We start from the raw sequence: 24,135 nt of genomic DNA, 5'->3' as shown, positions 1-24,135 counted from the left end.
TTTTATCTAGAATTCCACAGTCGTCAGCGCGGCTTCCGCCTCCGCAAACAGCCGTGCCTCGTCGAGCCCGACGAATTCACCCTCGGCCCAGACGATGCGACCGTTGATCATGGTCATGTCGGTCGGCGTGCCGATGCCCACCTTGGCAATCAGGCTCAGCGGATCATGTCGCGTGCCGACATAGTCCATGCGCCGGGTATCGATGGTGAAGAGATCGGCGGCCATGCCGGGCGCGAGCCGGCCGATGTCGTCACGGCCGAGGAGACTCGCGCCGCCGGTCGTGGCGTAGCCCAGGAAATCCATCGGGGCGGGGACCGGGTGTGTGCGCGTCGATGCGGTCAGGCACTGCAGCATGTAGGCCGAGTGCACGCAGTGCATCAGGTTTGAATTGTCGTTCGAGGCGGCGCCGTCGCAGCCGAGGCCCACGCGAAGCCCAAAGGCCGACATGGCCGGAATATCGGTGATCTCGGCGCCGACCAGATAGACCGGCTCAGGACAGTGCGAAACGCCGGTGCCGCTTGCCGCCATCTTCTTCAGCTCGTCGTGGGTCAATTCCCAGCAATGGGCGTAGAAGGCATCGGGACCGGCAAAGCCGAGTTCCTCAAGATAATCCACCGTGCGCACACCGTGACGGGCTTCGATCACCGGGCTTTCACCCTCGCCCACATGGGTATGCATCCGCACGCCGCGATCGCGCGCCAGTGCCACGGATTCCGCGAAAGTCTCCCTGTAGCAGTTGACCGGCTGGCATGGCGCGACCGCCACCTGCCGCATGCTGAAACGACCGGCGTCATGATAGGTGTCGATCAGACGGGCGCAGTCGGTAATGAATTCGTTCGTCGTCTCCAGCATGGCGTCCGGGATTGTCGAGCCCTCGGATTTCGGCAATGTGTTGCCGCCACGGCCCGCATGAAAGCGCATGCCAAGAAGATCGGCGGCTTCGAACTGCCGGTCGATCAGCCGTTTGCCGGCGTGTCGCGGGAAACAGTATTGATGGTCGAAGGCCGTCGTGCAGCCATGCTTGATCAACTCGGCCATTGCCGTAACCGAGGCATGGTAGAAACAGTCTTCGGTCAGCCGGGAAAAGATCGGATAGATGCGGTCGAGCCATTCGATTACCGAAAGCTTCGTCCAGTCGAGATCCGCGCGGTTGCGCACGAAGCACTGGAAGAAGTGGTGATGCGTGTTGACGAGGCCCGGATAGACGAACCAGCCGGTGGCATCCAGCGTGTTCGTACCGGCCGGAAGCTCTGCCCTGTGGAGACCTTCGCCGATTGCTTCTATCGCCGGACCATTCGTCAACAGATCGACATTGCGGTGGACGGTCGGACCTTTGCCCTCATCGACGATAACCGCCGCGCAATCCTTCAGAAGATAGCCGGCCATGTCACGCTGCGCCCGGTTCGATTTGGGGTTCGGGATTCAATTCGTGCAGCCGGTGGATGCCGGGCATCTCGATGAAGTCATCGAGGCCACGGATGGCGCGGGACCAGAGCCTTATCGCGGGGTAGGGGTCGAGCAGGATCCCGCCGTCCGGCGCGAGAGCCACGTATGGAAAGCAGGCGATGTCGGCAATCGTCGGCCGGTCGGATGCAAGGAAGCGCATGCCGCGCAAGCCCTGTTCCACGAGGCCCGCCTCCAACTCGCGAAGCGCTGCGATGCCCTGTGCCTGAAGCGCGGCGATATCCCCGGGACGCAGCAGCATCTCATGAAGGCGCGCGCCGCCAAGGCTGGCTGTCAGCCTGTGCGAAAAGGAGAGCCATTGCTGTATGCGCGCTGTTTCCTCCGGCGCGCCGCTGCCCAGCCATTCAGGCGCTGCCTTCGCGGCCAGATAGGCAAGCATGGCCGTGGATTCGGTCAGGATCAGATCTCCGTCTTCCAGTATGGGGATAGAGCCCGCCGGGTTGAGCGCCATGAGTTCGGGGCCGAGATGCTCGGCACCGGGATGAAAATCCACCGGCCTGATTTCCAGTTTCACGCCGATCAGCGCTGCCATCAGGCGCACTTTGTAGCAACTGGGCGAAAGGACGTAGTCATAAAGCTTCATTGCGCCACCAACTGTGCGCCATATGTGTAGTTGTGGCGTTTCAGCCAGCGCCTGTAGGCGACCGACGTCAGGTCGGCTCGTGTGGGAATTTCCATTCCGGGATCGAGCGGCAGGAGCCGGGGGATCTGGTTTTCCAGGATCGACCGATCCTGCAGGAAGATGGTCTGCTGAAAGTGGATGAGGTCGGCCATCGGGGTGGCATCGTCGAAGAGCGCCATCCAGGGCCAGACGTCGCACAGATCCTCGGCAAGCGGCTGGACGAAGAGGGTGATGACGTCCCATTCGCCCGGACGGGGCGGGCAGGTTTTGTAAAGTACGGAACAGGTGGGTGCCGGAACGCGGTACATATATTCCGTCGTGATGCCGCCGTTTGCCGACTTCGCGGCCTGCGGCTGGTAGAATTTCACCTGGGTCGCCCAGACCTCGTCCTCGTCCTTGCGGATTTCAACCTTGTATTCCTCGACCTCCGTGTGCGGCTCCGCGCCAAGGATGTCCGTATGCACGAAGGGGAAATGCGCGATGTCGAGGAAGTTCTCCACCGCCCGCAGCGGCGAACAACGCACGCGAACCACGCCGACATCGACGAAGCGGCGGCCGGGCTGATCGGCCTCGGGAATTGCAAAAAGTTCCTTCCGGGGATTGCCGAGACTTGACCAGACGTGGCCGTAGCGAACGCGCACGGGCAGAGCGCGCCCACTACCGGATGTTACCGTCGCGGCACCCTCGGCATCGAGCGCCACCGTGATGGGTTCACCCATCAGGACCGTGTTGCGTCCGTTTCGGTCGAGCTGGCTGAAGAGGCCAACCGGATACCATTCGTCGCGCATCGCCCCTCCCGTCATGACGCCTGCACTTTTGCCTGAAGGTCTTCGGCCATCCGCCGCAGGCTTTCGGCAGTACGCGAGGCGGCGATCCGCCGGGACGGACTGCTTTTGTCATCGAGGAGAACATGGATCAGCGTCTGATCGTCTTGCGGTGCGAGGAGCAGCCGGATCTCCTGCGGATGTTGCGAGGGGCTGACGAGACCTTCCGGATCGGCTTTCGCGCCTGCCGCGGCTTCGACCGCTGCGACGTTGGCATTCACCGTCAACGAGCGCAGGGGAACGAGCCCTTCAAAACGGGGCGGCCGAGCCGCGGGTTGTCCGAGGGCGATCCAAATGATCCCGTCCGATTCCTCGACATCGTGCGTTGCCACGCGGATCGTTTCAGGTGGCGTAAGGCTCGGATGGGCCGGGATGCGCAGGCAGTTTCCGGTCTTCCCGTAGCTCCAGCCATGATAGATGCAGGAAAGGGCTTCGCCGCGAACAAAGCCATGCGACAGGCGCATGCCGCGATGAGGGCATCTATCCGCCGAAGCCACGGCGTGGCCGGCTTGACTGCGCCAGAGGGCAATCGGCCCGGCTGGTATCCGTGCCGGCATTACGGTTCCCGCTGGTAAATCCGCGGAAAGGGCGATTGGCGTCCAAGAACCCGCCGTGTCGGACGACATGTATCGACTTTCCAGAAATATCAATGTGTTGCTGGATGCAAATCCGAGGTCGAGACGACGGCTTGCTGCTCAGGGTCCCGACGTTTGCATGATTTTTCTGCATTGGCAACATTGATTAAATTAAGTGCACAGAATGTGCGGACAGCCAAATTGAGCCATCTCTACCCTGAGGGGGCATGGGTCCAAAGCCGCTGCACGTTTGGCGATATGTGTCAGTTGGTTTCGCCCTTGAGCGGTGTGCGATATATGGTCTCGACCCAGACATCGATGGGGCCGAGCGAGCAACCCATCTCCATCATGTCGATCAGATCCGGAGGGCCTGCAAGCTCGAGTTCTATCCGGTCGGAACTGGTATGGGAAACAGCCTGCCAAAGCCCGAGCTTGGCGGCATGGCGCTGGATCCAGGGAATGAACGAAGTGGCATCCAGTTCTCCATGGATGATCATTCGCTCCCGGAAATGGCTGTGGTGTTGCTCCGTCATGAAAGGCTCGCACTGGTTTCCCGAACTCTAGCATAGCGCCTGAATGCGATGCGCCAATTATTTCGTTGCTATCATCAGCCGATACCTTGGTGTTCACGAGCCTGAACGGTGGGACGTGCCCGAGGCAGGCTCCGGGACATCCGGGGCGCTGATGCTGCGGGGATCGAGGTGCTCCCAATAGGAACCTTCCTTGCGGGCGATGTGGCGCACGAGGATCTGTGTCGCGCGCGCCAGGTCGCGCTTGCCAATGGCATCGGCGATCTCCACATGTTCGCGCATGGATTTCCGCATATGGTGCGGATCCTTGCCGAGACGGTTGCGCAGCGCCGCCATCTTGGCGCCGATGAGCGCATAGGCGCTGGCGATATAAGGATTGCCGGAAGCCGCGATAATCGTGTCGTGGAAGGCCGTGTCGAGTGACAAATAATCGCGAACGCGTCCTTCATCCTGCGCCAGCCTCATTTTCTCGACAATGGCTTTGAGATCGTGCGCGAGCGTCGAAGCCGGATTGTCGAGGGCCAGTTGCACCGCGGCCGGCTCCAGGGCGAAGCGCAGCTCGCATAATTGATTGAGCTCACCTGGCTGAAGTTCGAAGACATAGGTGCCCGACTGCGGCTGCACGGTCACCAGTCCCTCGCGGCGCAGAAGCGCGATCGCCTCCCGCACAGGCGTCGTCGATACGCCGAGGTCGGCGGCCAGCGCATTTTCGGACAGCCGCTCACCCGGCAGTACCTGTCCCTCGACGATCATCTCGCGGATTGCCCTCACGACTTCGTCGACGAGGAATCCGGGACGGATGACTTTTTTCATTCTGCCTCTCTCTTTTTCATTCACGCTAGGGATGGGCTGCCGGCGATCTATCTGACCATCCTTAAATACCCTCTTTACAGCTGCCGGGAAACTGCTACCTTAGTTCGCAACTAGCACCTAAGGTAGCAGTTTGGCGTCATAAAAGGAAGGCGCCGCGAACAGGGGAGGAGGTTCAGACATGAAAATTCATGGGATGGCGTTTGCCGCCGCATTGGCTGGGTTGGCTCTCGGTGCTCCCGCAATGGCTGAAGAGGGGAAGCCTGAGGTGGTGACGCGCTGGAACAGTCTGGCTTACAAACTTGAGGACAAGGATGCCGCCGGTCGCTGGCGCGAAAGCGCGCTTAACGGCAAGGCGCTGGTGCAGGGCCTGAAGTTCGATTCCGCAGGCAACATATATGTCACCACGGCGCGCTGGGGCGGACCGGATATTCCGGCGACGGTCTCCAGGCTGGTCAAATCGGGCGAGGGCTTTGAACTCCAGCCATTTCCTTCGCCGGCGCTCAACGACGTCAAGAATCCCGACGGGCTGAAGGCCGTACTCGGCTTCGAGATCGACGGAAACGACGTGATGTGGATCCTCGACCAGGGCCATATCGCCGGCGCGCCGTCTGGCCCGAACGATGAAAAGCTCGTCCTTTGGGACATCAAGTCGGGCAAGGAAATCCAGCGTCTCTCCTTCCCGTCCGACGTTTCCGACAAGAAGTGCTCGTTTCTCAACGACGTCGTCGTCGATAACACCTCGGGTTTCGCCTACATCACCGACAGCGGTATTTTCAGCGACCCCTTGTGCGGTGGCCTGATCGTCTATGACAAAAACACCAATACGGCCCGCAGGGTTCTCAACGGCACCAAATTCACCAATGACGAGCCGAATTTCAGCTTCGCGATTAATGGGCGTCAGGTTCTAAAGAACGGACGCATGCGCACCGGCGCTGACGGCATTGCGCTCTCCGGCGATAAGCAGACGCTCTATTGGACCAATCTGACGGGCAATACGCTCTATTCGCTGCCGACCGCCCTTTTGAAGGATCCGAAAATCTCTGAGACGGAGCTGCAGGCGGCCATTCGCGAGGAAGTCGTCCTGCCCTCCAACACAGACGGGCTGACGGCGGACAAGGATGGCAATGTCTATCTCACCGCGCTGCAGCTCAACGGTGTCCTCAGATGGGAGCCTGAAACGAGACGCCTGACGCAGATCGCCTATCACCCTGAAATGGTCTGGCCCGACACGCTCGCCTGGGCGCCCGACGGCACGCTGCATGTGATCTCGAACCATCTTCATCTCTGGGTAGATCAGGACATGGATTTCGACAATCCGCAGGTTCCGAACTTCACGATCTGGCGCCTGCCGGTCAAGGCCGAGCCTTACCTCAAGTGATTGTGCTGCGGAGGCGCCAACCGGCGCCTTCCTGGGAGGATCCATATGCTTTCAAAGTTCGATCGCGCCTCTGTCTGGGCAAATCAGGTCGTCGTCGGCGGGCTAATGCTTGTCATGACGGTGCTGGTGTTCGCCAATGTCGGGCTGCGCTATCTCGCGGGGTTTTCGCTTCCCTGGGTCGAGGAACTGACCCGCTACATGATGATCTGGGTCGCTTATCTCGGCGCGGGCCTTGCGCTGCGGGCCGGGTCTCATGTCGCCGTCGAGATCATGCAGGACATGATGCCCGTCGCCATGACGCGCCGCCTGCGCATCGTCATCGCCGTCGTCGTCCTTATGTTCCTGGTGACGGTAGCCTGGTACGGCTTCCAGTATGCGCAGTTCACCATGCGCCAGGTATCGCCGGTTCTCAACATTCCGCTCGGCATCGTCTATCTCGGCGTCCCACTCGGCTGCCTTCTATGCGCGGTCCATCTCGTTCTCGGCTTCAGGCGGTATGTCGATCGTGATTTCCACTCTTCCGAGATAGCCCCGGAATCGCCCAACGAGGCGCTGACGCTTTCCGCCGTGGAAAGGCAACAGGCATGACCACGGTTCTTCTCGCTGTTTTCATTATCGCGCTCGTCGTCGGCGTCCCGGTTTCGATCGCCATGGGCGGGGCGGGCATCGCGGCCCTCATCTGGGGCGGAACCTTCTCGCCCATGCTGGTGCCACAGCGTCTCTTCAGCGGCATCGACAGTTTTCCGCTGATGGCCGTGCCGTTCTTCATCCTCGCGGCGGAATTGATGACGGGCGGCCGTATCACCGACCTGCTGGTGCGCTTCGCCTGTCAATTGATCGGCAATGTGCGTGGCGGCCTTGGCTATGCCAACGTCATCATGGCGATCTTCATGGCCGGGATCAGTGGCTCGGCACTTGCGGATGCCGCTGGTCCGGGCTCGGTCATCATCCGGATGATGCGCCAGGCCGGCTATCCCACGGCCTATGCGGCGGCACTGACGGCTTCCAGCGCTATCATCGCACCGATCATCCCGCCATCGATCATCATGATCATCTATGCGCTGACCGACAACAGTGTCAGCGTCATCGGGCTGTTCCTGGCCGGTATCGTGCCCGGCCTGCTGCTGGGCGGGTCGCTCATCTTCGTCAACTGGTGGATCAGCCGGCAGAAGAATTTCACCTTCGCGTTGCCGCGTCCCGCCTGGGGCCAGTTCCTGCGGGATTCCTGGAAAGTGTTTCCGGCCTTGCTGATGCCGGTGATCATCCTGGGCGGTATTCACGGGGGCGTCTTCACGCCGACGGAAGCTTCCGCCGTGGCCGCGGTCTATGCCTTTATTGTCGGGCGGTTCGTCATCGGCACATTGTCGATCAGCCAGGTGCCGCGCATTCTCGTCAGCACGGCATTGATGACTTCGGCTGTCCTGCTCGTCGTGTCGATGGCCAGCATCTTCGCCTATATGCTGACGGTACTGCAGATCCCGCAGACGGTCAGCCAGGAGATCGCCGCGCTGGGGCTATCGCCGCTGATGCTGCTCATCGTCGTGTCGCTGTTCCTGCTCGTCTGCGGCCTGTTCCTGGATACGCTTCCGGCGGTCATCATTCTCGTGCCGATCCTGGCGCCTCTGGCACAGAATGCGGGCATTGATCCGTTGCATTTCGCGATGGTCGTCATTCTCAATCTCACCATCGGCATGATCACACCGCCGGTCGGCGCCGTGCTCTTCGTCATCACCGTCGTTGCCAAGGTTCCGATCTTCACGCTGGCGCGCGCCATCATCCCGATGCTCGCCGCCGAAATCGTCGTTTTCGCACTCATCGTGCTTTTTCCGACGCTCACACTCTGGCTGCCGAATGCCTTCGGTTACGTCAGGTAAAAAGGGTTCGCTCTCAAACAGGAGGATAGAGAGATGTTTAGGAAACTCATGCTGCTGACGACCGCATTGGTCACGCTCGGAACGAGCATGGCCGCTGCCGAAACCAAGGTGCTGAAATACACGCATTATCAGCCGGGTCGTCCCGACCAGCCAAAGCATGCCGCGGCCCTGGCCTTCGAGAAATGCGTCGAGGATACCACCGATGGTTCGATCGATGTCCAGATCTTTCCTGCCGGCCAGCTCGGCAACGCCACCACGGCGCTTGAGGGATTGCGCTTGGGAACCCTCGAAATGGCCGTCGTCCACGACGGTGGCATATCGAGCGTCTATCGCCCGTTCGACGTGTTCGCGCTGCCATATATCTTCCCCGACCACGAGACAGCCTACAAGGTTCTCGACGGTGCGTTCGGCAAGGAATTCGCCGATGCGATGCGGGAGGAAACCGGCATCCGCCTTCTCGCCTATGCCGATAACGGTATCCGGCACTTCACCAATTCCAAGCATCCGATCAAGACGCCCGGAGACATGAAGGGGCTCAAGATGCGCGTGCAGCCGGCCCCCGTCTTTATCTCCCTCGTGGAAAGCCTGGGGGCGAGCGCGTCGGCGATCGATTGGGCCGAGCTTCCGGCAGCCCTTGCGCAAGGCACGGTCGACGGGCAGGAAAACGGCGTCACCAATATCATGGCGGCCAGTCTCTACCAGAGCCAGAAATATGCGACGCTCGACGGCCACGTCTATAGCCTGCACGCCTATCTCATCGGCGATACCTTCTATGAGGGCCTTACCGATGTCGAGAAAAAGGCGATCGACAGTTGCGTGGTTCAGGCGCGCGACATCCATCGCGACATGACCAGGGCGCAGGATCTCTCGGCTCAGAAGGTGCTGACCGAGGCCGGCATGGAGGTCTATGTGCCGACGGCCGAGGAAATCGCCGCCTTTCGCGATATTGCTCAGCCGGCCGTCCAGAAGCAACTCGAAGGGTCGATCGGCGCCGAATGGGTGTCGAAGCTTCTGAAAGCTGCCGCCGGCGCCCAGGCCAATTCCCAATAAACAGGTACGGCGCGCATCATGACGTCAGACCAGCAAACACGATCCCGCCTCGTCATCGTGCTCGATGAGGGCTATGGCGGGACGGAAGTAGAAGAGGCCGTTCTCGCGCCCTTCGGTGCACGTGTGATCGAAAGGCCGTGCAATGGCAATCCGGAAGCGGTCCGGCGCGCTGTTCTCGGTGCCGATGCCGTCCTGGTGCGTGAAAGCCCCGTCGATGCCGAGGCCATTGCGGCGATGCCCGGATGCAGGGCAATCGTGCGCTATGGTGTCGGCGTTGACAATGTCGACCGCAAGGCCGCGGCCGAGCGGCATATCTTCGTCGCCAATGTTCCAGATTACGGGGTCGAGGAAGTGAGCGACCACGCGCTTGCACTGCTCTTCGCCGTCGCCCGCCGGATCGTTTCGCGGGACCGGACGGTACGCAATGGCGGCTGGAATATCGCGCGAGCCGAGCCGATGTACCGGCTGCGGGGCGGAACCTTGGGGCTGGTCGGATACGGCCGGATCGGCCATGCCTTCCATCGTAAGGCGAGGGCGCTTGGATATGAGAATACGCTAATATACGACCCCTTCCTGAAATCCACGCCGGAGGGTGCGGATCTCTGCAGCATCGAACGGTTGTGCGGGGAAAGCGATGCGATATCGCTGCACGCACCGCTTACCGACGATACCCGGCATATCATCAACAAAGCACGCCTCGATCTGATGAAGCCCACGGCAATCCTCGTCAACACGTCGCGCGGCGGGCTTGTCGATACGCAGGCGCTCTACGAGGCACTGGCGGAAAGCCGGATATTCGGCGCGGGGCTCGATGTATTCGAGACGGAGCCGCCGGCGAGAGACAACCCGCTGTTGGGGCTTTCGAACGTGGTCCTGAGCGACCATACGGGCTGGTATTCCGAGCAATCCGTCCAGGATCTCCGCCGCAAGGCGAGCGAGGAAATCGCCCGCGTCTTCGCGGGTGACAGGCCGAGAAACTGGGTCAACCGATGGGAAGACGTCCCTTCCGAAACGCTTAACAACACCTGATCAGGAGAAGTCGAAATGACGTTGGATGAATTGATCACAGGCTTCCGGAGCGTGGCGACGGCCTCGGTGGCCGATGCCGTCGACAAGATCACCGGAAAGGGTGGTTTCATGGACGAGGCCATCAAACCACGCATCAACGATCGCAAGATCGTCGGGCCGGCCGTTACCATTTTGGAGGCGCCATCGGACGAATTCGTGCCGCCGCAACACGCGCTGGATGCGATCGACGAAAGCCCGGCGGGCAGCGTCATCTGCATCTCGGTCGGCGGCGAGGAGAATGTCGCCGTTTGGGGCGGACTGATGACAGCCGGCGCGGTCGCCAACAAGCATGAGGGGGCGATCCTCGACGGCGGCGTACGCGATATCGCCGAGATCCGCAGGGATTACGATTTCCCGGTTTTCTCGCGCTCCGTTTCTCCTGGCACCACGCTTGGCCGGTTCCGCACCTATTGCGCCAATGAGCCGGTCCGGATCGGCGGCGTCATCGTCCATCCCGGCGACATCGTCGTCGGCGATATCGATGGCGTCGTCGTCGTGCCGCGCCTGCACGCGGAAGCCGTCCTTGCCATGGCCCAGGAGATCGACCAGCGCGAGCTCGAACAGGCCCGGCTGATCATCCAGGCCGGATCGCTGCGTCAGGGCCTGGCGAAATACGGACGCATCTGAGGACGATAATGACACTTGATATCATAGCGCTTGGCGAGCCGCTGATCGAATTCAATCAGACCCGCGGGCAGGAAAACGGCGCCCATTACCGGCTGGGCCATGGCGGCGATACGTCGAATGCCGCCATTGCTGCGGCGAGACAAGGCGCGAGTGTCGGCTATGTCACAGCGCTCGGGGCGGATGCCTTCGGCGATGAATTTTTGAAGCTCTGGCACGAAGAAAAGGTGGATGCAAGCCGCGTCATCCGGGACGGGGGAGCGCATACGGGCGTCTATTTCGTGAGCCACGGACCCGAGGGCCATGTCTTCAGCTATCTGCGCGCTGGTTCCGCGGCGAGCCGGCTTTCGCCAGCGGCGCTGCCGATGGACTATATTGGTTCGGCAAAATATCTCCACTTATCGGGCATCAGCCAAGCGATCAGCGCCACGGCCTGCGACGCCGTCTTCGCGGCGATCGAGGAGGCGCGCGCCAATGGGGTCAGGATTTCCTATGACACCAATCTGCGTCTCAAGCTCTGGCCGCTTGCCCGGGCCCGTGCCATCAGCCACGCTACCATCCCGCTTTGCGACGTCATCTTCCCGAGCCTCGAAGACGCGACCGTGCTGACGGAGCTCGACGAGCCGCAAGCCATTGTGGACTTTTATCTTCGTCTCGGAGTGCCATTGGTCGTGCTGAAGCTTGGACCCGAAGGCGCTCTTGTCGCGACAGGCGACGGGCGATGGCGGGTCAAAGGCATCGCGGTCGAAACGGTGGATGCCACCGGCGCAGGCGACACGTTTGACGGAGCGTTCCTTTCCATGCTCGTATTGGGCGAGGGCCCATTGGAGGCTGCCGGATATGCCAATGCGGCGGCGGCGCTTTCCACCTGCGGTTATGGCGCGGTTGCACCCATACCGAGGCGGGCGGAGGTCTTGCAGTTTCTTGGGGAAGAGGTTCATCAATGAAGAAAGCGCTGGTGACGGGTGGGGGCCGCGGCATTGGATTGGCCGCGGCCCAGGCCCTGTGCGATGCCGGCTATGAGGTCACGGCTACCGGTGTCGACGCCGCCGAGATCGAAGCCATGCCGAAGCGGACAGGCCTCAGCGGCTCAGTTCTCGACGTGCGCGACGAGGATGCGGTCAAGGCGCTCCTTGCCTCGTTCGACCGTCTGGATGCGCTGGTCAACTGCGCCGGGCTGATCAGACGCGCCGGCGCCGAGTTCGATCCCGCGACCTTTGCGCAAGTCGTCGATGTGAACCTCACCGGTACGATGCGGGTCTGCATGGCGGCGAGGCCTCTGCTTGCCGACAGCAAGGGTGCGGTCGTCAACACCGCCTCGATGCTTTCCTTCTTCGGTGGGCCTGCGGTTCCCGCCTATACCGCAAGCAAGGGCGGCGTGGCGCAGCTGACCAAGGCGCTCGCCGTCGCATGGGCGGGTGAGGGCATCCGCGTCAACGCGATCGCGCCGGGCTGGATCGCTACCGAGCTGACGCGGCCGCTCTATGAGGATGCCGAGCGTGCCGACCCTATCATCCAGCGCACGCCGATGCGTCGCTGGGGAACGCCGGAGGACGTGGCAGGCCCTGTTGTTTTTCTGTGTTCCGAAACAGCACGGTTCGTCACCGGCGTCATCCTGCCCGTCGATGGCGGATATGCCGCCGCCTGATCAAACGAGGAGAAGATCATGTCCTATGTTTCCGTCCACCCCCTTTCGCCGCCCGAGATCGTCACCACAGCCCTGCCGGAGGATGAGCGCGTCTGGGTACCGCAGGCGCCGAATGTCTGGTTCCGCCCGCTGATGCTCAACACGGTCCAGGGCGGCTGGTGCAACCTGTTGCGGGTGCGCCGTTCGGGCATCCTCAGCCGGCATCGCCATCCCGGTCCGGTGCACGGCTATGTCATCAAGGGCAAATGGCGTTACCTCGAACATGACTGGATCGCGACCGAAGGTTCCTATGTGTTCGAGCCGCCGGGCGAAACGCATACGCTCACCGTGCCCGACGATGTCGAGGAGATGATCACTTTCTTCAATATTTCCGGCTGCATGTACTATGTCGACGAAAACGGCGATCACACCGGCTTCGAGGACGTTTTCACCAAGATCGACATGTGTATCGAGCACTACCGGAAGGTTGGGCTCGGAGAGGACTTCATCAAGCAGTTCGTGCGGTAGCTGAAACCCATCATGGTGTTTGAGCGGCGGGCTCCTCCCATATGGAGGAGCCCGTCATGCTATTTGTGCGCAGCCATCAGTACTGATGTTCTAGACATCAATCTGCATTGATGATATCGCTCTTTTAAAGCTTCAAAGGAGGCGTCTTGTGATCACCGCCGCGCAGATGCGTGCTGCCCGCGCGCTCCTGGGGATCGACCAGCGACAGCTTGCGGAACTCGCCGGCGTGTCGGTGCCGACCATTCAGCGCATGGAGGCAAGCCAGGGCAATGTGCGCGGGGTGATCGACTCCCTGACGAAGATCGTCGAGGCGCTCGACCGCGCAGGCATCGAGCTCATCGGCGAAAATGCTGTCAGCAGTGGTGGCGGGAGAGGCGTTCGCCTCAAGCAGCCGCCGGACGAACAGCGCTGATTTTGAAGCCGCAGAGCGGCGCCGACCCCAACCCGGCCGACGATCCCGCCCGTATCGTTATTATGCGAAAGGATTGTCATGGCCACCCGGTCTGTCAGGGCAAGTTTCTCCGAGCTCTATACGCCCAAGCTCGTTACCCTTTTGAGAGAAGGTTATCGCCTGTCGGATCTGAAGGCGGACGCCTTATCGGGGCTGACGGTGGCGATCGTCGCCCTGCCGCTCTCCATGGCGATCGCCATTGCCTCGGGCGTCGCTCCGGAACATGGACTCTATACCTCGATCATCGGCGGTTTCATCGTCTCGGCGCTAGGCGGCAGCCGCTTCCAGATCGGCGGCCCGGCCGGCGCCTTCATCGTGCTTGTCTCGGCGACCGTGGCGCAGCACGGCGTCGACGGGCTTCTGCTCGCCACGCTTCTCTCGGGGTTGATCCTCTTGGCGATCGGACTCCTGCGGCTCGGGACCTTCATCAAATATATTCCCTATCCCGTGACCGTCGGCTTCACCGCCGGTATCGCGGTCATCATCTTCGCCAGCCAGATCAGGGATCTTTTCGGCCTCACGCTGGAGCATGAGCCGGGGCCGCTCCTGCCCAAGCTCGAGGCGATCGGCCATGCGCTGCCGACGGCGAACATATCGGCTATCCTTGTCGCGATCATCACGATCGGCATCATCGTCGCGATCCGTCGTTACCGGCCGCACTGGCCGTCCTTCATCATCGCGGTGGCGGTTGCCGCTGTCGCGACCGCCCTGGTCGGTCTGCCGGTCGAGACCATCGGCACCCGTTTCGGCGGCATTCCGCAGTCGCTTCCGATGCCGCATCTGCCACCGCTGTCGCTTGCCAAGGTAATCGAGGTGTTCCCCAGTGCCCTGTCCTTCGCGCTGCTCGGCTGTATCGAAAGCCTGCTTTCCGCCGTCGTCGCGGACTCCATGACCGGCCGCCGGCACCGTTCCAATTGCGAGCTGGTGGCGCAGGGGCTTGCCAATGTGGCGTCGCCGCTCTTCGGCGGGTTCTGCGTGACCGGTAACATCGCCCGAACCGCCATCAATGTCCGCTCCGGTGCGCGTGGCCCCGTTTCCGGCATGCTGCATTCGGTTTTCCTGCTTTTGTTCATGCTCGTCGCAGCACCGCTCGCCTCCTACATTCCGCTGGCGGCTCTTGCCGGCGTGCTCGCCGTGGTAGCCTGGAACATGGCCGAGAAGCATGAGTTCGCAACGCTGGTCCGCACCTCGCCCGGTGATGCCGTCGTGCTGCTCGTCACCTTCCTGCTGGTCACCTTCCGTGATTTGACCGAGGGTATCCTCGTCGGCTTTGCGATCAGCGCGCTGCTCTTCCTGCATCGCATGGCGCAGGCGGTTGAGGTGGAAAATGCCCGTCCCCTTGCCGAGGACGACAAGGCTGACAGCGCCAATGGCGAGCGCAAGCCCTATGAGGCGGATCTGGCGACCGATCCGGATATCGCCGTTTTCCGGATTTCCGGCGCCTTCTTCTTTGGCGCGGCGGCCGCCGTCGGCGCGGCGCTCGACCGTCTGGGCGAGCACCCCAAGGCCTATGTCATCGATTTCTCGGCGGTGCCGATCCTCGATTCGACGGGAGCGGCCACCATCCAGGGTTTCGTGCGTAAGGCTCATCGGCACGGCGCGGCGGTCTATGTCGCCGGGGCGACGCGGCCAGTCCGCCGCATGCTTCTGGTCCATGGCGTGAGGCCGCCCGTCGTGCGTTTTCGCGGAACGCTGGCCGATGCTCTTGCCGCGGCCCGAAGTAAGGTGAAACCTTCCGAACCGACGGCGGAGCCGTTGCCGGCATAGGCAATCTCTTATTCAACCAGAACAGGGATCAGCGACAGGACGAGCAGTGCAGCCATCGTCCAGTTGAAGAGGCGCATGGCGCGGTCGCTCTTGATGAAGCGTCCGGCGCCGACGCCCACCAATGTCCAGGCGACGGTGCTCGCCAAAGTGGCGACGCCGAAGATGATCGCAAAGGTGATGGCAATGGCAAAGGGGCCGATACTTTCCGCCGTGCCGCCATAGGTGGCCACGGTCCCGGCGACCATGGCCCATAGTTTTGGATTGACCAGCTGGAACAGTGCGCCCTGCATCAGGGTAAGAGGCGTGGTTTCGAGCTGCGCGGCACCTTCCGCTTTCGGCCGAGCGCCGCCGATCCGCCAGGCAAGCCAGAGAAGATAGAGGAGCCCCGCCCACTTCATGACGGTGCGGATACCGGGCGCGGATACCAGAGAGGAGCCGACGCCCGCAACGACCAGCATGATGATCGCTACCCCGATCGCTATCCCCGATAAGAATGGCAGCGTCCGCCGAAAGCCGTGGTTTGCTCCCGACGCGGTGACCATGGTATTGTTCGGCCCAGGTGTGCCGGCCATCGCCAGCGCAAAGCCCGTTACCGCCGCTATCCACTCCCATTCCATCGGCCATCTCTCCATTTCGCTCTTATGGAGAGACTAGCGGGATGATGAGGCAACCGGGTTGCCAAGATACCAAGGATATATCAAAATTTAGCACAGAATTTTCCAATCGGGCGCTAATAGGCTGATATATTCCAATGGTCCTGGATGAAATCGACAAACGTATCCTGCGCGAACTGCAGCAGAACGGGCGGCTGCAGAATATCGAGCTCGCGAGAAGAGTAGGGCTTTCGCCGTCTCCCTGTCTGCGCCGGGTCAAGCTCCTGGAGGATGCGGGTATCATCAGCCGCTACGTTGCCGTGGTCGATCAGGCGAAGGTCGGATTGCGGCTGTCGATGTTCGCGCGCGTCTGGCTCACGGCGCAGGACGCCGAGACGATCGACCATTTCATCGCCGCCATGCGGCGGCTTCCCGAAATCGTCGAGTGCTACATCATGCTTGGCGAAAGCGACGCCCTGCTGCGTGTGGTGGTGGCTGATCTCGATGATTACAGGCGCTTCCAGGCCACGCATCTCACCCGCAAGAACGGTATCCAGAACGTCAAGACGGATGTGCCGAGCGAGATCGTCAAGCAGACCTTCGCCCTCCCGCTTTGACGCCGATTATGGACGAACGTTGCTAAGGCTCCGCAAGGGATAGCGTAGCGTCACGTCGAACGGGTTGAGTCCGGCGGCGAGGTTGTCCGCTTCGGTCTTCAGGATACGCACCACGCCGGGTAGGCGTTCGGGCCCGAGCCGTTCGGCCAGCGTGCCGACGCTGAGCGCGGCGACGGGGCGACCCTGCGTGTCGATGACCGGCACGCCCGCCCCCGCCATTCCCGGAATGAGGCCGGTGTTCAAGTTGACCCAGCCCTGTTCGCGCGCCCTGGCTATGGCCGCGCGCAGGCCCGCCTCGTCGAGGAAGCCGCGATCGATGAGGCGCGGAATATTGAACCGGATGACTTCCTCCTGCTCGGCTTCGGGCAGATGGGCGAGGATCGCCAGGCTGCCCTGGCCGAGACCGAGCGGTACCTTGCCGCCGATGTCGCCAGTGAAGGACCGGATCGGAAAGGGGCCCTCCACGCGATCGAGGCATACCGCGTCATAACCATTGCGCACCAGGAAGAAGATCGTGTCGCTCAAAGTGGTGGCAAGCCGCAGGAGCACCGGCCGGGCGAGATCGCGTATGCCGCCTGCCTGTCCGGCGCGCGCGGCGAGCACGAAAAAATCGAGCGAAGGGCGATAGCGCTTTCCGCCTTCGACCTGCTCGACAAAACCTTCCGCCATCAGATCCTGCAGCGCGCGATGCGCCGTCGATTGGCTGCAACCGGCTGCACTGGCGATATCCTTCAGCCGCATGCCCGCCGGATCGCCTCTGGCGACAATGCGCAAAAGAGCGAGCGCGCGGCGCAGGCTGGATAATCCCTTCTCCTGGTCAGGCATCATTCCGAATCCGATAAATGGAAAACAGTTGGACCATAATGATATAAAAATTCCATATATCGGAATAATATCAAGAAAAATTTTGCCAAGTGGAATTAGGAATTGACTAAGAGCGGCTGCTGCAGCCTCCTTTGAACAGTTTCAAACTGTGCTGTTGGTGGATGCATGGCTTTCCTGACGCTCGAGCAGGTGAACAAGCTCTACGGCGAACTCGCGGCCGTTCGCGACGTCGACCTCGGTGTCGCCAGGGGCGAATTCGTTTCGCTGCTCGGCCCTTCCGGGTGCGGTAAGACGACGACGCTGCAGATGATCGCCGGGCTGGTCGAGCCAACCAGCGGCCGCATCATGCTCGACGGGCGCGACATCACGCATGAGAAGCCGAACCGCCGCGGGCTGGGCGTCGTCTTCCAGAGCTACGCTCTCTTTCCGCATATGACGGTGGCGCAGAATGTCGCCTTCGGTCTGGAGATGCGTAAAGTCCCGCGCGCCGAGCGGGACAAACGCGTCGGAGAGATCCTTGAACTCGTGCATCTTGGCGGCATGGCGGAGCGCTATCCGCGCCAGCTCTCCGGGGGACAGCGCCAGCGCGTCGCCATTGCCCGCGCGCTCGTCATCAAGCCACCAGTGCTCCTGCTCGACGAGCCGCTTTCCAATCTCGACGCCAAGCTGCGGGAGGAAATGCAGTTCGAATTGCGCCGCATCCAGCGCAGTGTTGGCACGACGACCATCATGGTCACGCATGACCAGGCCGAGGCGCTGTCGATCAGCGACCGCGTGGTGGTGATGGAGGCGGGGCGGATGACGCAGGTCGACGCGCCCTATCGCCTTTATGAAAAGCCCGCGACGGCCTTCATCTCATCCTTCGTCGGCCGGATGAACCGGTTCGAAGGGATCTGGTGGCCCGCCGGGGCGTCCGGCGCGGTAGAAGTCGCCGGCGCGATGCTGGCCAGCGAAACGGCTGATATTCAGCCCGGTACCGCGGTGACGGCGTCGATCCGTCCGGAAAAGCTCTTTCTCAAGAAGGGCGATGCGCGTCTCAACGGACATGTGGCGAGCCGGTTTTTTCTCGGCGGGCATTGGCTCTTCAACGTCGAGACCCCTGCCGGCCTCATCACCGTCTCGATGCCGAACAATGGCGAGGAACCGGCGCAGGAAGGCGAGCTTGTCGGGATCGACTGGGCGCCGGCAAGCCTGCGTGTCGAAGCCACGGTGGAGTTGTCGGCTTGAACCGGTCATCCACGACACCTTGGCTGCTCGTCTCGCCGGGCGCGGTGCTCTTCGCTGGGCTCGTCATCGTGCCGCTCGTTCTGACAGTGATCCTTTCCTTCCTCACCTATAATTATGACACCGGCATCGGCGACGGCTATACGCTCGCCCATTACGGGCAGATCCTCTCGGACGGCTATTATCTCGATATATTCTGGCGCACCTTGCGCCTTGCCCTCCTGACGACGCTGCTTTGCGCTCTCATCGGCATGCCGGAAGCCTATATCCTGTCGCGGATGCGCAAGCCCTGGCGGTCGATCTTCCTTCTGGTGATCATTGGCCCGCTGCTCGTCTCGGTGGTGGTTCGCGCCTTCGGCTGGAGCATGCTGCTCGGCTCCACCGGCCTCGTCAACGCGGCGCTTGGGATTGTCGGTCTCGGACCGGTAAAGCTCCTCTATACAGAGACGGCCATCGTCATCGCGCTCGTCCATATCATGCTGCCTTTCATGGTCATCCCGGTATGGACCGCGCTGCAGAAGCTCGATCCGATGGTGGAGGCGGCGGCTTGGAGCCTCGGTGCCTCGCGCTTCACGGCGCTCAGGCGCGTGGTGATGCCGCAGGTCAGCATCGGCCTTCTCTCGGGCAGCCTCATCGTCTTCGGGCTTTCGGCAAGCGCCTTCGCCATTCCCGGCCTCCTCGGCGGACGGCGGCTCAAGATGGCGGCGACGCTCGTCTATGACGAATATATGCAGGAGCTGAACTGGCCGATGGGTGCGGCGATCGCCATCATCGTGCTCCTCGCCAATCTTGTCATCATGCTGGCCTATAATCGCGCCGTCGAGGCGCGCGCGCGCCGGGCATTGGGGTGAGCGCCATGCAGAAGAACGGCCCCCTCGCGCTCCTCTTCCATGCGCTCGTCATCGCCTTCGTGCTGGCGCCACTCGTCGTCGTCTGCCTCGTCGCCTTCACGCCCGAGAATACGCTGACCATACCAACGGTGCGGTTCTCGCTGCGCTGGTTCCGCGCCATTCTGGATTATCCGGATTTCATTACAGCCTTCGGCAATTCGCTGTGGCTCGCGACGCTTGCCGCAACGCTGTCCGCCGCCATTGCCGTGCCGGCGGGGCTCGCCATCGACCGCTATCGCTTTGCCGGTCGCGATGCGCTCAATGCGCTCTTCCTCTCGCCGTTGATCATTCCGCACCTCGTGCTCGGCGTCGCCTTCCTGCGTTTCTTCGCGCTTGTCGGTGTGACCGGCAGTTTTGCCTGGCTGGTCATGAGCCATGTCATCATCGTCACGCCCTATGTGCTGCGGCTCGTCATTGCCGCGCTCTCCGGCCTCGACCGCGGCGCCGAGCAGGCGGCGATGACGCTTGGTGCCTCGCGGCTCACCGTCTTCCGCCGCATCACCCTGCCTATGATCCTGCCCGGCGTCACCGGCGGCTGGCTCCTCGCCTTCATCAATAGTTTCGATGAACTGACCATGTCGATCTTCGTCACCTCGCCCGCGACCGTCACGCTGCCGGTACGCATGTATATGTACGCCACCGATTCCATCGACCCGATGATGGCCGCTGTCTCGGCGCTGATGATCGCGTTGACCGCCATCGCCATGCTGGTGCTCGACCGCGTGTTCGGGCTCGACAAGATCCTCGTCGGCGAAAAGTGAGACATACCATGCAGCTTTTCCATCGGATCGCCCGTCAGGATCACGCGCCGGTTCCCTTCACGCTCGATGGCAGGTCCTGTGTGGGGAGGGAGGGCGATACACTGCTCACCGCTATCTTGAATGCCGCCAGCGCCGTTCGTGTCAGCGAATTTTCCGGGAACCCGCGCGCCGGCTTCTGCCAGATGGGCGCCTGCCAGGATTGCTGGGTGACGCTTGGCACCGGTGAACGCGTTCGCGCCTGCACCACGCCGCTTGTCGCCGGCATGGAAATCCTTACCGGAAAAGGAGCTGCTTCATGACGGTGCGGCCGCAACCTCTCATCGTCGGGGCCGGTCCGGCGGGCGTGCGCGCCGCCGGGGCTCTCGTAGCCGCCGGCTTGCGCCCGCTCGTCGTCGATGAAGCGCCTGCCTGTGGCGGGCAGATCTATCGTCAGCGGCTCGTCGATGACGGGCGCAGCACACGCTCGCTCTACGGCTCGGAAGCGCCGAAGGCCGAGCGGTTGCACCGCGATTTCGCGGCGTTCGAAGGCCGCATCGATTATTGGCCTCAAGCGCTCGTCTGGAGCCTCGGTGATGGTGAAGCACATGTCGCGCTCGCCGGCAGGAACAGGAAGGTCGCCTATGACGGCCTCATCCTGGCCACCGGCGCGAGCGACCGTGTGCTGCCTGTGCCGGGCTGGACGCTGCCGGGGGTCTTCACCCTGGGCGGCGCGCAGATCGCGCTGAAAAGTCAGGGCTGCGCCATCGGCAGCCGCGTTGTCTTCGCCGGCGCCGGGCCGCTCCTCTATCTCGTTGCCTGGCAATATATGAAGGCGGGCGTCAATGTCGCCGCCGTACTCGATGCCACCCCGCTGATGGCAAAACGCCATCTGTTGCGCGGTCTGGCGCTCGAACCGGCCATTATCCTGCGCGGGATGCGTTTTGCCGCGGAATTGCGGTTGCGTGGGGTCGCCATTCACTACGCCGTCGAGGATTTCGCCATCGTGGGGGAAACCCGCGTCACGGGCGTGCGCTGGCGGCAGGGCGGACATGAACGAAGCCTGGTCTGCGACAGCGTCGGTTATGGGCTGGCGCTGCGTTCGGAAACCCAGCTCGCCGATCTTGCCGGCTGCAGGTTTACCTTCAACGAACGCGACCGGGCCATGCTGCCCGAGCGCGACATCAGCGGGCGCAGCAGCGTCGTGGGCGTCTATCTCGCCGGTGACGGCGCGGGGATTGCCGGCGCCGATGCGGCGGAGCTTGCCGGCGAGCGGGCGGCGCTGGCCCTTCTTGAGGACCGCGGATTGCCGTACCCGCCGGTACGGGCTTTGGACCTGGAGCGCAAGCTCACCCGCATCAGCCGTTTCCGCGATGTGCTGGAAGCGGCGTTCCCCTATCCGGCGCATTGGGCAAAACGCGTTGCCGACGATACGCTCATCTGCCGCTGCGAGGAAGTAACCGCGGGTACGCTCCGCCAGTCCGTGCGGGATTTTGCCGTCGACGAGATCAATCGGCTGAAAGCAGTGAGCCGCATCGGCATGGGCCGCTGTCAGGGCCGCTTCTGCGGCGCGTCGGCTGCCGAAATTCTTGCCGCCGAGACGGGCAGGGGCATCGATGCCGTGGGACGGCTGCGCGCGCAGCCCCCGGTCAAGCCACTGCCTATGACGCTTGCCGATGAGAAGCAGGAGGCAGCCCAATGAGGGGGCGTCTTAATGTCGATGTCGCGATCATCGGCGGTGGCCTCGTCGGCTCATCCGCGGCGTTGGCCCTCCGCGCGATGGGAATGAGCGTGGCGCTCATCGACAGCCGCTATTGCGGCGCGCAGGCAAGCGGCGTCAATTATGGCGGCGTGCGCCGGCAGGGCCGTCCGCCCGAGCAACTGCCGCTCGCACAGCGCGCCCACGCCATCTGGCCGCGTCTGAAAGAGCGGATCGGGATCGACGGCGAATATCTGTGCTCCGGCCATTTGAAGCTTGCGGCGAACGAGACCGACATGGCTTCGCTTGAAGCCTATGCGGCAAAGGTATCGGACTACGGCCTTGACCTCGAGCTTATCGGTCACAACGACTTACGCCGGCGCTTTCCCTTTTTGGGAAAGAACATTGTCGGTGCCTCTTTCTGCCCCGGCGATGGACATGCCAATCCGCGCCTCGTGGCGAGCGGCTTTGCCGCGGCGGCCCGGCGCGCCGGCGCGCATGTGCTGGAGAACACCCCGGTCAGGGAGATCACGCGTGATGGCGGGGGGTTTGTGCTGGAGGCCGGGGATGTAATCGACGTTTATACCCCCGTGGTCGTCAACAGTGCGGGGGCATGGGGAGATGAATTCGCCGCGCTTTTCGGCGAGCCGGTTCCGCTCACTCGCATCTATCCGTCCATGGTGGTGACGGAGCCGCTGGCGCCCGTGCTCACCGTCAATATCGGCATGGAAGGCGGCGGGGTCTATGCGCGACAGGTCGAGCGCGGCAATTGCATCGTCGGCGGCGAACGCGTTCAGCCGCTCGCCGATCCGGATTTCTCTCGCCCGCGCGGCGAAACCGCGCTCACCATGATGAACCGCGCCGCGGCGCTGTTTCCAGGGCTCCGACACGCCCATGTCATCCGCTCATGGAGCGGGACGGAGGGCATGATAGCCGACAGAAATCCCGTGATCGGGCCAAGCAGCACGACGCCGGGCCTGATCCATGCCTTCGGCTTCTCCGGGGCGGGATTCCAGATCGCGCCGGGCGTCGGCGAAGTATTGGCCGAGCTCGTGCGCGACGGCCGCTCCACCACGCCGATCGGGGCCTTCTCCATCAGCCGCTTCGCCGCGGATGCGCGGCAATCCATCGACCGCACCATTCACGGCTCGGGTGCGGAGCGGGAGCCAGAGCCGCAACAAAGGGGAGTCTGAGAATATGATCAATCATCGAACCGCGTTGGCCACCGGCATCGCCGCGCTGGCGCTTACCGCCTCCGGTGCCGCCCTGGCGGAAACCAAGACACTTTATGTCGGCATGAACGGCGGCAATTTCGAACGCACCTATCTGCAGGCGGTCTTTCCGGATTTCGAGAAGGTAAACGACGTCAAGATCGTCGTCGTGCCCGGCACATCCGCCGATATTCTCGCCAAGGCGACCGCGGCCAAGGACAAGCCGCAGATGCACCTGATGTTCCTCGACGATGGCGTGATGGTGCGCGCTATCGGCGCGGGCCTGTGCGAAAAGCTGAAGCCCAGTCCGGAACTGGACGAGATCGCACCCAGCACGCGGCTGAAAGACGACATGGCGGCGGGCATCGATCTCGGCATGACCGGACTTGCCTATAACAAGAAGATGTTCGACGAGAACGGCTGGGCAGCGCCCACATCGTGGATGGATCTGGCCGATCCAAAGTTTGAGGGCAAGGTCGTCTTCCAGTCAGCCGCAGCATCCTCGTTCGGCCTCCATGCTTTCCTGATGTTCAACCGCATCCAGGGCGGTAATGAGGAGAATGTCGAACCCGGTTTCGAGAAATTCCCCGATACGATCGGCAAGAACGTTCTCGAATATATTCCAAACTCGGCCAAGATTTCCGAAATGGTTCAGACGGGCGACGCAGCCATCTTTCCGCTGACACCGACCGCCGTCTCGACGCTTCAGGACAAGGGCATTTCCGTGGATTATGCTCAGCCTAAGGAAGGTTCGGTGATGCTGATGGTGGCGGAATGCGTCATCGCCAATAATTCCGAGCCGGACTTGGCGCAAAAGCTCGCTGCCTATCTCCTTTCGGCCGAGGCTCAGTCCAAGGCGCTCGCCGCCGGCAACATCGTGCCTTCGAACCCGAAGGCCAAGGCGACGACGCCGGAAACGGAAAAGAAGCTCGAGACCTTCCACGGCTACATGAAAACGGCCATGACACTGGATTGGGATGCAATCAACGCCAAGCGGTCGGAATGGAATAGCCGCTGGAACAAGACGATCGAACGATAGGCTGAAGCCTTCGGCCTGGTGAGGATCACCGGGCCGCGGGTGTCCCGGCAACTGACTGTTCGTCTATTTGCCGCGAAGAAATCGGCCAGCGGCAATCGATGCATC

The 24,135-nt window shown here is 62.3% G+C and carries 27 protein-coding genes; 19 read left to right on the top strand and 8 right to left on the bottom strand.

The genetic code is table 11. The annotated features are described in order from the left end of the window. Positions 1-6 precede the first annotated feature (6 nt). The 6 genes from ATN84_RS20805 to ATN84_RS20780 all read right to left on the bottom strand — a co-directional run bounded on the left by ATN84_RS20805 (position 7) and on the right by ATN84_RS20780 (position 4,828). Positions 7-1,386: an amidohydrolase gene (locus tag ATN84_RS20805; RefSeq protein ID WP_068884269.1), complete on the bottom strand. Its 1,380-nt coding sequence runs from the start codon at positions 1,384-1,386 to the stop codon at positions 7-9. Position 1,387: 1 nt separating this feature from the next. Beyond that, positions 1,388-2,047, bottom strand: a complete 660-nt coding sequence (locus tag ATN84_RS20800) for a glutathione S-transferase family protein (protein ID WP_068884267.1) — start codon at positions 2,045-2,047, stop codon at positions 1,388-1,390. Next, a complete protein-coding gene (locus ATN84_RS20795; RefSeq protein ID WP_068884265.1) occupies positions 2,044-2,889 on the bottom strand; it encodes an aromatic ring-hydroxylating oxygenase subunit alpha in 846 nt (281 codons plus the stop codon). The genes ATN84_RS20800 and ATN84_RS20795 overlap by 4 nt, the downstream gene beginning before the upstream one ends. Continuing rightward, the gene (locus ATN84_RS20790) at positions 2,886-3,536 is read right to left on the bottom strand and encodes a Rieske 2Fe-2S domain-containing protein (RefSeq protein ID WP_082766412.1); all 651 of its coding nucleotides are present in this window, start codon (positions 3,534-3,536) and stop codon (positions 2,886-2,888) included. The genes ATN84_RS20795 and ATN84_RS20790 overlap by 4 nt, the downstream gene beginning before the upstream one ends. A 212-nt stretch (positions 3,537-3,748) precedes the next feature. After that, positions 3,749-4,018, bottom strand: a complete 270-nt coding sequence (locus ATN84_RS20785; RefSeq protein ID WP_068884262.1) for an acylphosphatase — start codon at positions 4,016-4,018, stop codon at positions 3,749-3,751. A 93-nt stretch (positions 4,019-4,111) separates the two neighbouring features. Further along, entirely contained in the window at positions 4,112-4,828 is a 717-nt protein-coding gene (locus ATN84_RS20780; RefSeq protein ID WP_068884260.1) for a GntR family transcriptional regulator, read from the bottom strand. 178 nt (positions 4,829-5,006) lie between these two features. On the opposite strand from ATN84_RS20780, the gene ATN84_RS20775 reads away from it, so the two are divergent. The 11 genes from ATN84_RS20775 (at position 5,007) to ATN84_RS20725 (ending at position 15,195) form a co-directional block, all read left to right on the top strand. Continuing rightward, on the top strand, positions 5,007-6,206 hold the full coding sequence (locus tag ATN84_RS20775) for an L-dopachrome tautomerase-related protein (RefSeq protein ID WP_068884258.1): 1,200 nt from the start codon (positions 5,007-5,009) through the stop codon (positions 6,204-6,206). Between the two features lie 45 nt (positions 6,207-6,251). Further along, on the top strand, positions 6,252-6,794 hold the full coding sequence (locus ATN84_RS20770; RefSeq protein WP_068884257.1) for a TRAP transporter small permease: 543 nt from the start codon (positions 6,252-6,254) through the stop codon (positions 6,792-6,794). Beyond that, entirely contained in the window at positions 6,791-8,080 is a 1,290-nt protein-coding gene (locus tag ATN84_RS20765) for a TRAP transporter large permease (protein WP_068884255.1), read from the top strand. Before ATN84_RS20770 ends, ATN84_RS20765 begins: the two co-directional genes overlap by 4 nt. Before the next feature lie 33 nt (positions 8,081-8,113). Continuing rightward, positions 8,114-9,130 carry a DctP family TRAP transporter solute-binding subunit gene (locus ATN84_RS20760; protein ID WP_068884253.1) on the top strand — a complete coding sequence of 339 codons (1,017 nt, stop codon included), beginning with the start codon at positions 8,114-8,116 and terminating at the stop codon, positions 9,128-9,130. Between the two features lie 18 nt (positions 9,131-9,148). Further along, on the top strand, positions 9,149-10,159 hold the full coding sequence (locus ATN84_RS20755; RefSeq protein WP_068884250.1) for a C-terminal binding protein: 1,011 nt from the start codon (positions 9,149-9,151) through the stop codon (positions 10,157-10,159). A 15-nt stretch (positions 10,160-10,174) separates the two neighbouring features. Continuing rightward, positions 10,175-10,825 carry an RraA family protein gene (locus ATN84_RS20750; protein WP_068884248.1) on the top strand — a complete coding sequence of 217 codons (651 nt, stop codon included), beginning with the start codon at positions 10,175-10,177 and terminating at the stop codon, positions 10,823-10,825. 8 nt (positions 10,826-10,833) lie between these two features. Further along, entirely contained in the window at positions 10,834-11,769 is a 936-nt protein-coding gene (locus ATN84_RS20745; protein WP_068884244.1) for a sugar kinase, read from the top strand. Then, positions 11,766-12,470 carry an SDR family NAD(P)-dependent oxidoreductase gene (locus ATN84_RS20740; RefSeq protein WP_068884242.1) on the top strand — a complete coding sequence of 235 codons (705 nt, stop codon included), beginning with the start codon at positions 11,766-11,768 and terminating at the stop codon, positions 12,468-12,470. The genes ATN84_RS20745 and ATN84_RS20740 overlap by 4 nt, the downstream gene beginning before the upstream one ends. A gap of 18 nt (positions 12,471-12,488) precedes the next feature. Beyond that, entirely contained in the window at positions 12,489-12,977 is a 489-nt protein-coding gene (locus ATN84_RS20735; RefSeq protein WP_068884240.1) for a 2,4'-dihydroxyacetophenone dioxygenase family protein, read from the top strand. A gap of 148 nt (positions 12,978-13,125) precedes the next feature. Next, positions 13,126-13,389 (top strand): helix-turn-helix domain-containing protein, encoded by a 264-nt coding sequence (locus ATN84_RS20730; RefSeq protein WP_068884238.1) that lies wholly within the window; start codon positions 13,126-13,128, stop codon positions 13,387-13,389. 78 nt (positions 13,390-13,467) lie between these two features. Then, positions 13,468-15,195 carry a SulP family inorganic anion transporter gene (locus ATN84_RS20725; RefSeq protein ID WP_068884236.1) on the top strand — a complete coding sequence of 576 codons (1,728 nt, stop codon included), beginning with the start codon at positions 13,468-13,470 and terminating at the stop codon, positions 15,193-15,195. Positions 15,196-15,203: 8 nt separating this feature from the next. Here ATN84_RS20725 and ATN84_RS20720 read toward each other — a convergent pair whose 3' ends face one another. Further along, the gene (locus ATN84_RS20720; protein WP_068884234.1) at positions 15,204-15,812 is read right to left on the bottom strand and encodes a LysE family translocator; all 609 of its coding nucleotides are present in this window, start codon (positions 15,810-15,812) and stop codon (positions 15,204-15,206) included. Between the two features lie 128 nt (positions 15,813-15,940). Between ATN84_RS20720 and ATN84_RS20715 the strand changes: the two genes are divergently transcribed. After that, positions 15,941-16,405 (top strand): Lrp/AsnC family transcriptional regulator, encoded by a 465-nt coding sequence (locus tag ATN84_RS20715; RefSeq protein WP_201026415.1) that lies wholly within the window; start codon positions 15,941-15,943, stop codon positions 16,403-16,405. 6 nt (positions 16,406-16,411) lie between these two features. Here the strand turns inward: ATN84_RS20715 and ATN84_RS20710 are convergent, their stop codons facing one another. Further along, positions 16,412-17,233 carry an IclR family transcriptional regulator gene (locus ATN84_RS20710; RefSeq protein WP_425287433.1) on the bottom strand — a complete coding sequence of 274 codons (822 nt, stop codon included), beginning with the start codon at positions 17,231-17,233 and terminating at the stop codon, positions 16,412-16,414. 162 nt (positions 17,234-17,395) lie between these two features. Here ATN84_RS20710 and ATN84_RS20705 point away from each other — a divergent pair, with 162 nt between their 5' ends. The 7 genes from ATN84_RS20705 to ATN84_RS20675 are packed head-to-tail and all read left to right on the top strand — an operon-like array spanning position 17,396 to position 24,030. Next, positions 17,396-18,457: an ABC transporter ATP-binding protein gene (locus tag ATN84_RS20705; protein ID WP_068884230.1), complete on the top strand. Its 1,062-nt coding sequence runs from the start codon at positions 17,396-17,398 to the stop codon at positions 18,455-18,457. Next, positions 18,454-19,305 (top strand): ABC transporter permease, encoded by an 852-nt coding sequence (locus tag ATN84_RS20700; RefSeq protein ID WP_068884225.1) that lies wholly within the window; start codon positions 18,454-18,456, stop codon positions 19,303-19,305. Before ATN84_RS20705 ends, ATN84_RS20700 begins: the two co-directional genes overlap by 4 nt. 5 nt (positions 19,306-19,310) lie before the next feature. Further along, positions 19,311-20,105, top strand: coding sequence for an ABC transporter permease (locus tag ATN84_RS20695; RefSeq protein WP_068884223.1), 795 nt, complete (start codon positions 19,311-19,313; stop codon positions 20,103-20,105). An 8-nt stretch (positions 20,106-20,113) separates the two neighbouring features. Further along, on the top strand, positions 20,114-20,404 hold the full coding sequence (locus tag ATN84_RS20690) for a (2Fe-2S)-binding protein (protein ID WP_068884221.1): 291 nt from the start codon (positions 20,114-20,116) through the stop codon (positions 20,402-20,404). Beyond that, entirely contained in the window at positions 20,401-21,783 is a 1,383-nt protein-coding gene (locus ATN84_RS20685; protein WP_068884219.1) for an FAD/NAD(P)-dependent oxidoreductase, read from the top strand. The genes ATN84_RS20690 and ATN84_RS20685 overlap by 4 nt, the downstream gene beginning before the upstream one ends. Continuing rightward, positions 21,780-22,973, top strand: a complete 1,194-nt coding sequence (locus ATN84_RS20680; RefSeq protein ID WP_068884217.1) for an NAD(P)/FAD-dependent oxidoreductase — start codon at positions 21,780-21,782, stop codon at positions 22,971-22,973. The genes ATN84_RS20685 and ATN84_RS20680 overlap by 4 nt, the downstream gene beginning before the upstream one ends. 4 nt (positions 22,974-22,977) lie before the next feature. Then, entirely contained in the window at positions 22,978-24,030 is a 1,053-nt protein-coding gene (locus ATN84_RS20675; RefSeq protein ID WP_068884215.1) for an ABC transporter substrate-binding protein, read from the top strand. Positions 24,031-24,135 lie beyond the last annotated feature (105 nt).

Origin of the sequence: Paramesorhizobium deserti, assembly GCF_001558695.1 — a bacterium.
Taxonomy (GTDB): Bacteria; Pseudomonadota; Alphaproteobacteria; order Rhizobiales; family Rhizobiaceae; genus Paramesorhizobium; species Paramesorhizobium deserti.
This window is presented reverse-complemented; position numbering and strand designations above follow the sequence as displayed.